The sequence below is a fragment of the Rhodopirellula sp. JB055 genome, from assembly GCF_043100905.1.
Classification (GTDB): domain Bacteria; phylum Planctomycetota; class Planctomycetia; order Pirellulales; family Pirellulaceae; genus Rhodopirellula.
This window is the reverse complement of sequence record NZ_JBICHO010000012.1, coordinates 1-14,716: the sequence shown is the minus strand read 5'-3', so window position 1 is coordinate 14,716 and position 14,716 is coordinate 1. Positions and strand designations below refer to the sequence as shown.

Below are 14,716 nucleotides of genomic sequence, written 5' to 3'. Positions count from 1 at the left end.
GGTTGCGTCGAGGAGCCCCTTGCTTTCGATCGTCACGCCGGAGGTTCGTCTGACGGGAATGCGAACCGCCATCCCGACATTCGCGGATGCTTTGTTGACGTTCGATCCACCTGCGGAAGGCACCCAGCGAGAACTGCGAATCATGTTGCGTAGCGAAGAAAGCCTGCCGGGTGAGGTCAAACGGAAGTTAATCGAACAAGTCATCCAGTTGGCTCAGGAATTTGATGATGACTCGCTCGTGACAGGCTACTCGGTGCTGATGTCGCGACTGGTCAGCAGCCTGCTTCGTGACCAGTGGAACGCACTGGCAATCGCCTTGGCTCTGGTAGGATTCCTGATTGGGATGGCCACCCGAAGTGTGCGTTATGCACTCGTGGCGTTGGTGACCAACACGCTGCCGGTCATGCTTGTCTTGGCGCTGATGGGACTGGTCGGCGGTGGACTGGACCTGGGATCGGCCATGATTGGCGCGGTCTCCATCGGACTGTCGATCGACGGGTCGATTCACTTCTTGGCAGGATATCAAAGCAGTCGAGCCGCGGGGCTGAACTCCAATCGAGCCGCCATCGAAGCAGCGACGGACGTGGCCGCTCTGATCTTGTTGGCGACATTCGCTTTGGTGGTTGGGTTTGGAATTTTGATGACTAGCCCCTTCATTCCCACCGCCACCTTTGGCATGTTGATCGCTGCGACCTTGGCCGCTTCTGCCTGGACCAATCTGATGCTGTTGCCAGCCGTCATCGTCGCGATCGACCGCCCAACGATCTCATCTGATTCTGATCTCACCTGATTCTGATTTCACACTGCAACTCGAGAATGCACATGCACCTTCTGGGCGTCGCCTTGGACATGGATGGCCTGCTGTTCGACACCGAACGAATTTACTTCCAGGTCGGGCAAGTGTTGCTGCAACGTCGCGGGCACACGTTCACATTGGAATTGCAACAAAAGATGATGGGGCGGATTGGATTGTCCGCGATCGGCCAAATGATCGAGCACCATGGACTCGACGACGATCCAGTAACATTGCTGGCGGAATCGGACGACGTTTACGGTGAGCTCTTGCTTGCTGAACTTCGCCCGATGCCAGGTTTAGACGAATGGATCGAGCGATTGAAAAACAGTGGGCTGCCGTTTGGTTTGGCCACCAGCAGCCGGCGGAAGTTCGTGGACCAGATTCTGCCCACCACGCCATGGGCCCATGAACTGGCATTTGTCTTGACCGGAGACGACGTCACGCACGGCAAGCCCAATCCTGAGATGTACTTGAAAGCCGCGGATCGACTGGGTGTGTCACCGTCTCAAATGTTGGTTTTAGAAGACAGTGGCAACGGTGCCAAAGCAGCGGTTTCTGCGGGCGCGGTGACGGTGGCCGTTCCGAACGAGCACACTCGTTCCCACGCATTTGAGGATGTTCACTTGGTCGCCGATTCGCTGGCAGACCAACGGTTGTGGGACCTGCTTCCTTGAGAGGCCATGTTTCGAAACCGACTCAGTCTTTCCATTCGACATCGCTTCGGGTGTGCAACCGTTTGCTGACTTGCGTGTTGCCTCCGGAAACCAGATCCAGTTGTTCCAGAACGTGGTCGATTGGAATCTGCTGGGCCTCGTGAACGAGAATTGGCGTGACGCCAGGGATCACCACCGTTGTCAACGATCCCGTGTGCACCGATGACACCTTGGGTTCCAACCGCTCTCTCTCGGATTCACTTCCGACCAACAGCAACAATCGCTGACGACCACCGCAATGCAACAGCGGTGGCGATGCCACTTGCAAGGCTGATTCAATCGTTGTTTGCTCGTTCCACAACGACCTTCCCCCCGGTTTTCGTTCAAACGTTTGGGTCTCGAAGACCCCCGTTTTCGCGAACTGAGCGGTATTCGTTTCTCTGGGGACGGCAATGGTTTGCGTGTTGGTCATTTCCGATTCATGAGTCAACGCCGCCACGGAAGAATTGGAAGTGTCTGTCAATTCTTCGGATGCTTGCCGATGCGAGTCGATCACGCTTTCAATCACCGGCAAACACTTGGCAACCAGATCAGACGCCATCGCCTTTTCGTCCCACTCGACTTTGGCGTCTCGCAATGGGCTGAGCAACCAAGTCGACGCTGTCTGTGAATGCAGATCTTCCAAGACAGGATTGAAACGCATCTGAATTTCTTGCGGCATTTCCTCCCAAGGATTTTCGGTGTCGCGATTGTCACCAGGAACGCAACGAATGGCTTGTGCGATTCGAACCGCCATCTTGGTCAGGGTTTCATGCAGAGCCTTGATCCGCTGCATGAATGTTTTCAGTTGTTCCGCAGCAAACTCCGACGCGATCACATCGAGTTCGATCAACGCCAACTTCTCAATCGACTCGATCTCCGATTCCAATTCTTGATCGAGTGCCGCATATTGACGTTCTTCGTCTTGTTGGCTTCGCAGATCTAATTGTCGCTGTCTCAACTGGGCGACCGTGTTGCTGCACCACTTCATCAATCCTTCGGTGGCTTGCACACTGGAAGTGACATCAATACGTCCATCGTGCATTCGGACTGAAATTTCGCGACGGAGCATCACCATTTGCGTTGCTGCCCGGCGATCAAGTCGGTGCAATACGTCGCACTCACTCAGCTTGTCTTTCAACAATCGCGTGACCTTCGATTCTTCTCTCAATTCCTGCACCGGAATTTTCGCAAGCAGTTCCGACAGGTGACTGACAATCGCGTTGTTGTCTTGGCCAAAGACCGACTTCACTTCATCCAAATAGGCCGTGTCATCGAGACCACATCGTTTGCGTAATCGCTCTGCGGTCAGCCCGGCGATCTGTCGAGATTCGTTTGGATTGCCCAGCCAACGCAGCAACAAATGTCTGGCTGCTGTGGGAGCCAACAGGTTTTCTTCCAGAGCTCGAACGCATTTCAGTCGAGCCACACCCACGGAACGCAGCATGGGGGTGGCGACCGTTCCAGCATCGGCTTCGTCACTTCGCCGGGCCTCTGCCAGCAATTCCCCGGCACCAGTGGCATCCACCCACAGGTAATCCACGATGGTTGCCGCAGCCGAACAGGAATCCGGCGAAGCATGGTCTCCATCGACCACCACATACGCATTTCGTAGCGGATTTCGAGCTGCAGGAACACCTGGCCACTGGATTCCCGAGTCACCGGGGTAACTGTTCTCAGGCAACATGTAGTGCCCGATTTCCGATACCGCCGAGCGTGAATCGTGCAGCGTCAGCGGTTGATGCGGATTGCCCTGCAAAGACACCGTTGAAAGCAACGGCAAGACCGACGCACTTTCTAAACCGGCTTCATCCAACAAGGTCCGAAGCCGTGGAGCCAGATCCATGACCATCCCGCTGGCTGTGCCACCCGAGAGAGAACCAATGATATAGACGGACGGCACGCGGTCGCCACAAACGGCGGCCAAGTGGTCAATCGATTTGCGAAGTCCCGAGTCAATGGTTTTCGAGTGATCCACCATCGCCAAACGCCCTAAAGGACGCATGCCTTCGGTCGCACCGCTGCGAGGCACGTTGTAGATCCAACGTCGTGAGAGAGAACGAAAATGATCGGTCCGACCTTCTCGGTATTCCTGAGCTGATTTCAAAGGCGTGTGCAGAATCGTCGCCGGAGGAATCCGATCCGACGCTTCCGCCAAACGTGCCGCATGAACGGAGTGCATGTCGGTATCGATCAACACCGAATGCAGATCCAACGGGCATGCACTGTGCAACGTTGCCACTCGGCTACGCAGTTCGTGCAAGCATTCCGCCCCGGCACCGCCGACGGCAACCACCAAAGCGTGGCCTGTCACACGTCCATGAAAGCTCCCACACCTGGATTGCAAACTGGGCAAGTCTTCAACCGCTTCTTGGCGGGTCAGAACACTTGCTTTCGCAGTGGTTTGAACCACCGTTTCTTCGCGGCCCCGCGGTGTGCGGAGAGCTTCGACAAACTCCTTGCACGATTCAAAACGACGGTCAGGATCCTTCTCGAGAGCGCGTGCCACAGCGACGCGGTCCGCTGCCGGCAGTGAATCCAGCACGGGTGCTGCGTGGATGTGTTGCGTTGCCAACTGAGCGATGGTTCGGCCCGCAAAAGGACGCGTTCCCGTCAGCAATTCTTGGTACATCACCGCCAAGGAATACTGATCGCTGTTGATGCTGGGACGGCCATCAAAGAGTTCCGGAGGAGCGTAGATTGGCGTCAGACCACCGATCACCGAATGATCGATCTCACGCAAATCTTTCAGCAAACCAAAGTCACCCACCTTCACATGCCCACCGACCAGCAACAGGTTGCCTGGCTTCACGTCGAGGTGCTGCAACTGATAGCTGCCGTGCAAATAGTCCAGCGCGTCTGCGGCATCGTGCAGGTACGAAAGCAATGCCGCGCGAGGGATCCCACACGAACCCCGGTCTTGGTGACGTTTCAAAACGTCTTCGAGCGAACCATCCGCCAATTCGGTCACGATCACCAATCGGTCATTCACAATGCCAAATCGCTCAAGCGTTAGCAGGAACGGATGGTGAACGCCCTTGATGCGTTCCAAGGACTTCAGCTCACGCGAACCACGCTTTGCATCTTTCGCACCAAAGACAAACTTCACCGCCTTCTTCAAACCACCTGGCGCATTGGCCAACCACACCTCACCAAAGCCTCCCTCGCCAATCTTCTTTTCCAGCCGATAACCGGAGATAGGCTCGTAACCAGGTGCGATCGTGTGGGTTGTTTTAACGGTCATCGGGCGACACTAACAACAGTAAAAAGACGATGGGGAAAATGGAAAAAATCGTTGGCGAAGCGGAACACCACTTCGTTCATCGACCTATCAGAATGCAATCAAAGAGCGCTGAAGTAACTTCGACATGCCTGGTCCAAATACTCCGGCCGCAACGTCAATGGCAACCGACGGTACCGACAGAAGTTGGCGACCTGCGTCAACAGATCTCGTGGGTGACAACGACGTGGCGGGCGATTGTTCTTTTGGTAGTACGCCAAGAGATGATTGGCTGCTTCGGGAGTTTCAGGGAATCCCATTTGAGAAGCGACCGTCTTCATCAAGGAACGAAACTCTTCTGGCGAAGGATCGTTCACGAAGATCTTGTAGGGCACACGTCGCAAGAAAGCTTCGTCAACAAGATCATCCGGATTCAAGTTGGTCGAAAACAAGATGAGCTGTTCAAACGGAATTTGAATTTTCTTGCCCGTTGGCAACGTCAAGTAATCGCAGCGATTCTCCAGTGGCACAATCCAGCGATTGAGCAACTCCTCGGGGGCGATGCGTTGACGTCCAAAGTCATCGATCAGCAAGCAACCACAATTGCTTTTCATCTGAAGCGGAGCTTCGCAAATGTTCGAGCGGTGATCATGGCGAACCTCCAGGTTCTCCATCACCAGTTCTCCGCCCACGACGACACTGGGACGTTGGATTCGCACCCAGCGTTTGTCCCATTCTTGAGCCTTGAGCAATTGCCCGTCGCCTTCTGGCACAGGTGCCTCTTGGTGATAGGCGTCGTCTTTGACTTTGATCAGATTTCCATCGTCCAGAATCGCATGTGGGATCCAAATTTCTTGCCCCAAACACTGCGTCAAACTACGAGCAATCGTCGTTTTGCCGTTGCCAGGCGGGCCAAACAAAAACATCCCCGTGTTGCTGTTGATGGCAGGGCCAATTTGATCGAGCAACTCGTCTTGATACGAAATTTTGGAAAGCGAAGCCTGCAAATCATCTCGCTCAATCGGATCCACGCCAGCCGCTTGAGCCTCCACACTGAGCGTGTAATCAGCCAATGGCACAGGAGCGGGACCGACGTAGCTGCATTGCTGCAGATGAACCTGGGCTCTCTTCTGCCCCATTTCTGTCAGCGAATAGTAGTAGTCGTTGAAAGCCGCAGGCCGCACATGAGCCACAAACTTTCGAGTTCGCAGAGCATCAACGATGGGCTCGACCAACCGAAACGGCAATCCCATCATCGTCGCCACATTGCGACCACTGATGGTCCCGATCTGATGAATGGACTTGATCGTGAGCGCTTCGATGAAACTGACAGACAGTCCCAACTCATTGAGCGAGCGCGGCTCCGCCGGCCAAAACGTGTCGTCGGTCAACAAACCGCCAAGGGCGGCGGATTCGAAATTATGAGTGTCGGTGAGCAGAGCGTTCATGCGTGGAGCAAGCAATTGGAGTTCTTCGCATTGGTACCGAACGACCCTCCCCAATGGGCTGGATTCGTTGGCCATGCAAACCTAGCTTGCAATTGGAAACCGTACCGACACCGGCCCCGATGGTGAACAAAACGATCAATCGACCACCAATCGCGCCGCTACAACCGATGCAGCCGTCTCAATCCGCAATATTCGGCTTCCTAATCCAATGGCTTTGACTCCCAACTCATCGCATCGCTGATGCTCTGGATCGGACAACCCGCCCTCCGGACCAATCAACACCAAGATCCTCGGACGACCATCGACATCGCTTTGGCTGCCCTCGGACTGCTTTGCCTCTGGCGACTTCTCCTGCCCCGGCAATGACTCTTCCAGTGGAACGAGCGGTGGCGAATCAGGCTTCGCAACCAAGACCTGTTGCCAAGAAACAACCGGTTCGTCCCCAACCGGTTCCGGTTTGCCCTGGTCGGTGGATTGCGTGATCATTTGCGCCAGCGATTCGAATTCCATCGGCGACTCGATTTTCATCAAGACGTTGCGGCCCGATTGCTTGCACGCCTCAATCACAATCCTTCGGAGCTTGCCCAACAAATTTTCGGCGGGTGGCCGCTGTGTCCGCGCAAAGGTCACCGGGAACACGCGAGCCACGCCCAATTCCGTCAAACGTTCCATCATCTCCTTGGCACGATCGGGTTTGGGGAAACCAATCGCCAAATCCACTGCGACGCGTGGTTCACGGTCCACCGCTTCCATGACACCGCATCGGACCACACATTCACGTTTGCTCACCGACATAACTTCCGCAGCGGACTGGTGCCCAATCCCGTCGAACAACTCCACTTCGTCGCCAGGTTGAACTCGCATGACCCTCGCTGCATGAGAAGCTTCTTCATCAGGCAATTGCACGATGGGCGCCTGAGCTTGCAAATCGGGAACGTAATAGCGTCGTGTCATGGGCGTCAGTTCAAACAATTATCGAAAAGTATCAATCGTGCCGGTTGCATCGATCGAAGCAAGGTAACCGAAACAGAAAGTGCTCCGCGAGCGGGCCAGTCGATCTGATTCCATAGCCAACCTCGGTGGAATGCGAATGGAAACATCCGTGCGAGCATCCAAACGCTGCAGCAGCAGCTTCGTCCACGCAGCATCCCGCCGGGGAAACGAATTCGTTCCCAAGAGAGACCGCCGTCGATGCCAATCCCGTCGCTCAGCCAGGCCGATCAAAGCCACTGGGGATTGTTCCGTCAGCCCTTCAAGGATTCCCCAGGAGTATCCGTTCCGGCCCAGTCGGAAGAATTCCTGTTTGCGTCGGCTGAACACTTGCAAGCTCGCGTCTGGCTCGAAACCGTTCTGCGAAACCATGTCGGAATCGCGAATTTGCGTGCCCAACCGGGGGCCGGCGCGACCACTTGGGCACGGCAGTGGATCGCGACTCATGGATTGGACGATCTGCCGCTGGAAGTCACGGGCAGCGAAGCCACGGACTTCGATCGCGACCTTTGCCAGCAGTGGTGGGCAGTCGCTCGAACCAACCAAGCCCGCGGCATCCACACGTTGTGCATCGTGGATGGATCGCCTTCGGCGTCCACCATCCAGTGGTACCGACAATCGCTGAAAGCGGATCCAAGACGCAGCCCCATGACGTTGCTGGTGATCGGGCCGACAAAGTCGTCAACCATCAGCCACTCGCTGCATGCTTCAACCAAATCGCTGGCAGGTTGCGTTCAAGCGGCCCTCACTCACGCAGGTCAGTTCCGCCCCCGGCTCGCCGAGTCAGCAGCGGAACTCATCGCCGAATGGGCATCCGGAAACTACCGACAACTCGCGTTTTGGACGCACTTGGTTTTGGCTTGGGGAGCACACTGCCAATGCCAGAAGATTGACCGCCGTGAGCTTCACCGCTTCGACCAGCAACTTCAACGCTGGACCGCTCAGCGAACCGCGGAAGCCGCCTGATTCGAAAACGTCCATCGCCAGCGAGGTTGTTTCAAAACATCGGAAGCCTCCGGCACACCCTCGGATTGTTCCGCCATGAACGTCTGAATGTTGGAGGGCACATACGCGCCGCGATTGATGATTCGCGAGTGCGACGAGTCGACTTGATCGTAGCCGGGATCGAGAGGCGTCAAACAATGATCGTCGCTCCAAGCAGCCCCCAGCTCACCCAAGTCGTCGACCGTGCCATCTTGGTTGTCATCCCAACCGTCCCAGCCCGGTTGACCATCGGCTCCCGGCACGATCCATACCGCTGCATCGGGATCAAACCGTTGGATCGATTCCAACTGCCACGTCGATGATCCGTCGTCGGTACGAAGCGATTCGGTTGTATCCGCGAAATAAGCCAGCACCTGGATGTCATGTCGGTCGGTTGGGCTGGGCGGATCCCCGTTCTGCTGGCAGGCATCGCTCACCTGGTTCAACAATTCAGCACGCGTCCGGTCAGCGACCAACGTTTGATCCGTCACGCCAGCTGATAGCCACAAACCTCGCCAAATGCATCCTGCGAGCACCAAGGCGAGCGTCAAAACACTCCCGCGACTCATGAACCCTCTCGCAACCGATCAAAGTATTCGCGAGTTTGTTCGCGTTCGTCGCGAGGCAACACTTGATCCTCCAGCGGATCGCTTTCTTCACTGAGATTCGTCTCAATCGCGGACTGGATGTCCTCTCGGGTGACGCCTTTGCGATTGGGACCATCCGCGAATCCGGCGATGATCGCTCGTCCGCGTTTGACTTTGCCGCGAACCTGGGTGTCGTAGGTGTTGACGTCGGATTCTTCTTCGGGTCGGTCACCTTCGCCTTTGCCACGGCCCATGCCCATTCCTGGTTGGTCGCCATCGCCGAACCCATTTCCTTGGCAAGCCTGGCAGCCATCGCCGTTGCATTGCTTGCAGTTCATTTGATTCTTGGACTGCGACAGATCCCCCAGTGCTGACTCAAGGTCTTCCAGCTCGGACATTGCTTGCTGCATCTCGCCCAACTGACTGGACATTTCCTCCATGGCTTCCGCGGCGGCCGCCTCATCGCCTTGCTGCATGGCGTCGGCGGCTTGTTGCATCGCATCCGCCATCTGTTGCATTTGCTGCATCTGTGAATCGGCCGACTCCGCTTCGTTGAGTTTCTGCTGCAACTTCGCCGCGTCTTCGTTGCGGCCTTCGCGTTTGGCTTGCTGAATTTTTTCTTGTAACTGCTGCTTCTTTTGCTCGTGATCTTTCGCGGCCTGCTTCATTTGCTCGGCCATCTTCTTGATTTGCTTGTTCAGCTTTTCTTTTTGCTGCTGTGTCAGCTTGCCGTCTTTCACTTGCTTGGCCAGCTTTTTGATTTCTTCGGCGGCTTTTCCGAAGTCACCCTTTTGAATTTGCGACAACACCTTTTCAGCCGGGCCGCCCTCCAGCCCTTTCATTTGAGCAAGTGTCTTTCGAATTTCTTCTGGCGAACCGAGACGATCTTTGCGAGCCTGGATTTGTTCCTTGATGTCATTGAGTTCCAGCAACGCGTCTTTGCGTTTCAGCGTTTTGCTTTCAGTGATCTTGTCGAGTTGCGATTCCATCTTCTCGAACAACTCACGTGCTTCGAGCAAACCTTTCGCATCGGCCTCGCGTTTTTGTTGTGCCAGACGTTTCTTCAATTCCGCGGCTGCAATTTTGACTTGCCGCACTTCGTTCGCGCTGACTTCGTTGTCCAGCTCTGAGGTGGATTCTGTCGCTGGTTCGATCGCGAAAACCATGGCGGCCAAGATGGGAACGATCGCGAGCGGTAACCAAGCGACGCGCTGAGGTGACAAGGCAAACTTCTGCGCCACATCCAGTTTGCTGGCTCGTCGTGCCGCGTCCTGACGCAAGGCGTTTCCGGCAACGGAGTTGGAATCCGTCGAAGCGTCGGAGGACAACGTGCTGCTCAAGCGTTCTTTCAATCCGAATCGCGAATCGACTTCTGCCGCGACGCGCATCAGCGGTGGGGCAGAGCCCCACATCACCACGGCAGACACCAAAAGGGAGACCACGGTGACCGCGGCGGTCCATCCAATGGCCCATTTCTGAACCGTCATCTCAGAAGCATCCAAGCCCCACCGTTCCAGTGGCAACGGTGTGATCGCCATCGCAGCCACGGCGATCGTCGCGACGATCAAACCGATGAACCAAGTCACCGCGTACGTGCGTCCGAATCGACCAAACATCATTCGCCGGCGAGCCGAGCGGACTTTCGATTCAACCAGGGCCTTGGCTTCGTCGGGTGACCACTGAGTCAACTCGTCATGCGGATCCTGTGATGGAATGGCGCTGGTCATGGAAAACTCCGTGGATGGCCCCGAATGTTGTGAACTCGGAACGGATGCGGTTTTATGCCTGTCATTATAGCGCTGCGGACACTTTTCCCGCACGTGGAATCTCATTCTCGCGGGAGGAATCTGGGCGTTCTTTTGAAACGGTTCACCAGATTGCGGCCCTCGATCCAGAATCCCAAGCCACGGAGTTTCCCCGTGACGTACACTTCCAACGATGTCCTCAACACCCACCACCGACGCGAAAATGGCTTCCCGTTCCCCCGTGGAAGCTTCCCACGCCCCTGGCCGCTCCAGCGAGTTGCCGGATCCGGACCAGTGTTCCGCGTGCGATGTGGTGATCTACGACGGGCACTGCAATTTCTGCAAAGCGGGGGTTCAAAGCCTGCGAAAGCTGGACTGGGGCGGCAATCGTCTGGCGTTTTTGTCGTTGCATGACGAGCGAGTCCAGCAGCGATATCCCGATCTGACGCACGAACAACTGATGGATCAGATGTACGTGATCGACCAGCGTGGCCAGCGTCACGGGGGTGCCGACGCGGTTCGCTATCTTTCGCGTCGACTGCCGATCCTGTGGTTGGCCGCTCCGGTGCTGCATCTGCCGGGAACCGCCAAGTTGTGGCGACGGCTGTATCACGAAATCGCCAAACGTCGGTATCGATTGGCTGGCAAATCCTGCGACACCGGCAGTTGCTCAATTCGCTGACCGAAAGCGACTCGGATCGGGCAGGGTGCCCGAGAGAAATTCCGGTCCCGTTGCCCACCATGGAACTCTGGGTGACAGACCCGCGTGGTCGGGCTAAAGTTCTTCGATGAGCCAGACACCCCCTACTTCTGTTCCCAAACCGTTGCCGGAATTGTCCGACGCGATTCGGATGTTCGAGGCCGCACGTGGGCAAATCGAGTTCTCTCGGCAGTACCTCCTCGAATTGTTAAACGCGACCCCAATGGATCGCTGGTTCGAGATTCCACCGGGGAACGTGTCGCACGTCGCTTGGCAAGTCGGTCACTTGGCCGTCAGCCAATACGGATTGCTGATGTTTCGAATGCGAGGTCGCCACCCCGATGACCTGGAACTGATCCCAGGTCGCTTTCGGAAAACCTATGCCCGGGGCAGCCAACCCTCTGCGGCCACCGACAACCAACCGTCCGCGCAAGTGTTGCTCGACAAGCTGAATCGCGTGCTTGAACTGGCGTTGGCGGAGCTCGACTCACTCGATCCTGCCGAGTTGTTGGTGGAGATCGACATGCCTTACGCGGTGTATCCCTGCAAATTGGGGGCGGTCATGTTCTGCCCGATTCACGAAGGTTTGCACGCCGGCCAAATCGGCATGCTCCGCCGCGGTCTGGGTTTGGAATCGGTTCGGTAGAAATGAAAGAAACAGATTCCATGGAAGTGCTCGAAGAATCCATCTACGACCATCCCAAGTACTACGACTTGGTCTTCGGAGCCGACATTGCTGCCGAGACGCAATTCATTCTGGATTGCGCCGACACATTTCTGACTCGCAAACCCAAGTTGTTCTTCGAACCTGCCTGCGGGACCGGACGCCTGATGGCATCGCTGTATCGCAAGGGCTATGCGACCTGCGGATTGGACCTGAACGAAAAAGCCGTTGAGTTTTGCAACCAGCGATTGGAACGCGGCGGATTCAAACCGACCGCAATTGTCGCGGACATGTGTGACTTTTCACCTGCCGATTTTCGTGCCGTGCTGGGCAAAGCGAAAACGTCGAAAGAACAAGGCCCCGCCTGTGTCGCTTTCAACACCATCAACAGCTTTCGGCATGTGAATACCGAGGCGGCCGCCCGCGGGCATCTGCGAAGCATGGCGTCGATGGTTCGTCGTGGCGGGATCTACCTACTTGGTGTTCACCTGACCCCAACCACGGTCCCCCCGAGTGAAACCGAATCCTGGTCGGCTCGTCGTGGCAATCTCGCGATCAACACACACATGTGGACGATCGATCGCAACAAGAAAAAGCGGATGGAGCGTTTTGGAATCCGCTTTGAAGTTCACACGCCAAGCCGCAGTTTTCGGATCAACGATGAGCTTCATTTGCGGAGTTACACGCCCGCACAAATGAACCGGCTGATCGCGGCGGACAGTCAATGGGAATGCTTGGCCACCTACGACTTCGCCTATGACATGGACGAACCGATTGAAGTGGATGCATCCACTGAAGATGTCGTGTACGTCTTGCGAAACAAAGGTTGAGTTCGAAAACGCTCGCTCGAATCGTTCCTCAACCAAGTGTCCCTTTGCAGGCACGTGAGGAATTGAATCGACGCAAAATTTTTTTCTGGATGGAAGCGGGCCTCAAGTACCGCTTGCCCGACCCGAGCGACCGACAAAAACGGCTCCGAGAACGGCCAACAAACCAGCCCCCAAAAACAGTCCCGCGTTCTGCAGCCAAGACAATTTGTCGAGTTCCATGACTCGGTACTGATACATCGCTGGCAGGTCAACTCCGCTGCGATTGATTTCTTCCCATTCCCGGATCATTTGTGCCGAACTGACCTCCTGGTAAGCCTGGCGGAACTCGTCGATGTGCGCTTCCGTCGTCATCGGAATGGTGATTGTTGCCCAATTCACGGCACAAAACGCGGCGGCGAGAAACAGGCCAGCCGCGAGCAAACCCAGTGCCGTAAACAAGACCGTCGGCCGGTTGGCACGCCCCTCGGCGGATCGAGCGTCCGCCTTTTCGGTCGCCGTGTCATTCTCAGCGGTGGGGAGTTGACGCAGTTCGCCAAGCTTCGGGACGGCGATGTTCTGACCACAATGCGGACATGGAATCTGGTCACCAGCGCGAGCGGGACTGACTGCGGTGGAAACTTCACAGTGCGGGCAGGGAAGCAAATACATGGCTGAAATCGCGGGTCAAAAGAACAACGCCCGGGTGGACCGAGCCATTCTGGGAACTAGAATCACGGTGTGCTGAGGGTAACACACGACCAATCGCTCCCGTCAGGACGTCACTTTCGTCGAACGACCATTTGGCGGCAAGCTGAACCAGAATTTCATCTGATTTTCTTCTGCTTGCTTCCCCGGTCAATCTCGAAAACCACGTTCGCCTGACCGGACATCCTCTGGATGAGTCGCGATACAACCACAACGAGCTATCGTTCGTCTTCGCTTCCGAATGGGATTCGGTTCGCGCAACAAACGGTCCACCGTCCCTTTTCAGCCTCCAGGATGGAATACCGGGTCAATCGGAAAATTTTTCCAATTGACAGTTGTTCGGAGGTTCGCAGGTTCCCGGGTGGTAGAGTCATTGTGTGTCGGAATTTTCTTCAATGGATGTCGTCGGTCGATCATTTGATCTGCACCCGCGTCTCTCGCCCTGCCCAGATTCCCAACACATGGACTGTTTTGAATTCGTTATCGATTGATTGTTCTTCTCGAATCCCAAGTGCTTCTCGAACTTCTCCTGACCGACTTCGCCAGTGACCCCATGCCGGACGGCAGATTACGTCTCGACCTCCCATTCGGCGTAATTACACTCCGACGACGCGCCGCTCTGACGAGTGTCGCCGCCCCCACGACACGGACGTTCCTCAACGAACCCAATTGCCCCGAACGCTGATTCGCCACAGCGTTCTTTGTGACGACCCACCAAACCAATCGCGGTCGTCGACCATAGAAAAGACAGCCACCTAAAGGAGTATCTACTTTGTTTGATCCGATGATGGATGATTTCGACGACGTTTCGGCACAAAGCACCGACGTGGTCACAGGAGGATTCCGCAAGTTACCAGTCGACGACAGCGAAGACGACAACGCGGTCAGCGTTGCCGATGCGCCCGAGGGTGAAGTCCAATTGGACAGCCCCGACGAACTGATTGCGCTCGACGAATCGGAAACTTGGTCGGACGACCCTGTTCGGATGTACCTGACGCAAATGGGCGAGATCCCGTTGCTGACGCGTCGTCAAGAAATCGAGTTGGCCAAACGTATCGACGCCCCCTCGCCGCCGGCGAGCACGCGGTTGAGGTTGTTCTCGATACGCTGGGTGAGCATCAGCTGGCGGGCGGCGATGTAGATCTGGTCCGGCGCGGCGCCCTTGCGGACGAACACGTTGACCACCTCATCGGACAGTGCCAGCAGCTGGGGGATGAACTCGTTGATGACGTTGACGAACTCGGAGACCGTGGAGATCGATTCCCGGCCCTCGAGGATGATGTTGATGTTCTCGCGGTACTGGGCCCAGCCGGCCTCCACGTCGGCCAGCACCGGACTCAGGGTGGCCGGCAGGGGCGGCAGGCCCAGGGCGGCGT

The 14,716-nt window shown here is 56.2% G+C and carries 13 protein-coding genes and 1 pseudogene; 7 read left to right on the top strand and 7 right to left on the bottom strand.

The annotated features are described in order from the left end of the window. Both ACF8AM_RS00345 and ACF8AM_RS00340 read left to right on the top strand, forming a co-directional pair. The coding region (locus tag ACF8AM_RS00345; protein ID WP_392553713.1) for an MMPL family transporter at positions 1–790 on the top strand (790 nt) is incomplete at its 5' end. A gap of 32 nt (positions 791–822) precedes the next feature. After that, positions 823–1,470 carry an HAD family hydrolase gene (locus ACF8AM_RS00340; RefSeq protein WP_392553715.1) on the top strand — a complete coding sequence of 216 codons (648 nt, stop codon included), beginning with the start codon at positions 823–825 and terminating at the stop codon, positions 1,468–1,470. Between the two features lie 22 nt (positions 1,471–1,492). Here the strand turns inward: ACF8AM_RS00340 and ACF8AM_RS00335 are convergent, their stop codons facing one another. From ACF8AM_RS00335 to ACF8AM_RS00325, 3 genes are all read right to left on the bottom strand, one after another. Next, positions 1,493–4,732, bottom strand: a complete 3,240-nt coding sequence (locus tag ACF8AM_RS00335) for a serine/threonine protein kinase (RefSeq protein ID WP_392553712.1) — start codon at positions 4,730–4,732, stop codon at positions 1,493–1,495. A gap of 98 nt (positions 4,733–4,830) precedes the next feature. Next, on the bottom strand, positions 4,831–6,231 hold the full coding sequence (locus ACF8AM_RS00330) for an AAA family ATPase (protein WP_392553711.1): 1,401 nt from the start codon (positions 6,229–6,231) through the stop codon (positions 4,831–4,833). Between the two features lie 60 nt (positions 6,232–6,291). Then, on the bottom strand, positions 6,292–7,110 hold the full coding sequence (locus ACF8AM_RS00325; RefSeq protein ID WP_392553710.1) for an RsmE family RNA methyltransferase: 819 nt from the start codon (positions 7,108–7,110) through the stop codon (positions 6,292–6,294). A 237-nt stretch (positions 7,111–7,347) separates the two neighbouring features. Here ACF8AM_RS00325 and ACF8AM_RS00320 point away from each other — a divergent pair, with 237 nt between their 5' ends. Then, a complete protein-coding gene (locus tag ACF8AM_RS00320; protein WP_392553709.1) occupies positions 7,348–8,112 on the top strand; it encodes a hypothetical protein in 765 nt (254 codons plus the stop codon). Here ACF8AM_RS00320 and ACF8AM_RS00315 read toward each other — a convergent pair. Beyond that, positions 8,088–8,699, bottom strand: a complete 612-nt coding sequence (locus ACF8AM_RS00315; RefSeq protein WP_392553708.1) for a hypothetical protein — start codon at positions 8,697–8,699, stop codon at positions 8,088–8,090. The two genes, ACF8AM_RS00320 and ACF8AM_RS00315, sit on opposite strands and share 25 nt — an antisense overlap. After that, positions 8,696–10,444, bottom strand: a complete 1,749-nt coding sequence (locus ACF8AM_RS00310) for a hypothetical protein (protein WP_392553707.1) — start codon at positions 10,442–10,444, stop codon at positions 8,696–8,698. The genes ACF8AM_RS00315 and ACF8AM_RS00310 overlap by 4 nt, the downstream gene beginning before the upstream one ends. A 211-nt stretch (positions 10,445–10,655) precedes the next feature. Here ACF8AM_RS00310 and ACF8AM_RS00305 point away from each other — a divergent pair, with 211 nt between their 5' ends. The 3 genes from ACF8AM_RS00305 (at position 10,656) to ACF8AM_RS00295 (ending at position 12,656) form a co-directional block, all read left to right on the top strand. Then, positions 10,656–11,144, top strand: coding sequence for a thiol-disulfide oxidoreductase DCC family protein (locus ACF8AM_RS00305; protein ID WP_392553706.1), 489 nt, complete (start codon positions 10,656–10,658; stop codon positions 11,142–11,144). A gap of 106 nt (positions 11,145–11,250) precedes the next feature. Beyond that, positions 11,251–11,808 (top strand): DinB family protein, encoded by a 558-nt coding sequence (locus ACF8AM_RS00300; RefSeq protein ID WP_392553705.1) that lies wholly within the window; start codon positions 11,251–11,253, stop codon positions 11,806–11,808. A gap of 20 nt (positions 11,809–11,828) precedes the next feature. Further along, on the top strand, positions 11,829–12,656 hold the full coding sequence (locus ACF8AM_RS00295) for a class I SAM-dependent methyltransferase (protein WP_392553714.1): 828 nt from the start codon (positions 11,829–11,831) through the stop codon (positions 12,654–12,656). A gap of 102 nt (positions 12,657–12,758) precedes the next feature. Here the strand turns inward: ACF8AM_RS00295 and ACF8AM_RS00290 are convergent, their stop codons facing one another. After that, positions 12,759–13,304: a hypothetical protein gene (locus ACF8AM_RS00290; protein WP_392553704.1), complete on the bottom strand. Its 546-nt coding sequence runs from the start codon at positions 13,302–13,304 to the stop codon at positions 12,759–12,761. An 808-nt stretch (positions 13,305–14,112) separates the two neighbouring features. On the opposite strand from ACF8AM_RS00290, the pseudogene ACF8AM_RS00285 reads away from it, so the two are divergent. Continuing rightward, a pseudogene (locus ACF8AM_RS00285) lies at positions 14,113–14,430 on the top strand (sigma-70 factor domain-containing protein); the annotation flags it as partial. Here ACF8AM_RS00285 and ACF8AM_RS00280 read toward each other — a convergent pair. Further along, on the bottom strand, positions 14,370–14,716 hold a 347-nt coding region (locus ACF8AM_RS00280), incomplete at its 5' end, for a hypothetical protein (RefSeq protein WP_392553703.1). The pseudogene ACF8AM_RS00285 and the gene ACF8AM_RS00280 sit on opposite strands and share 61 nt — an antisense overlap.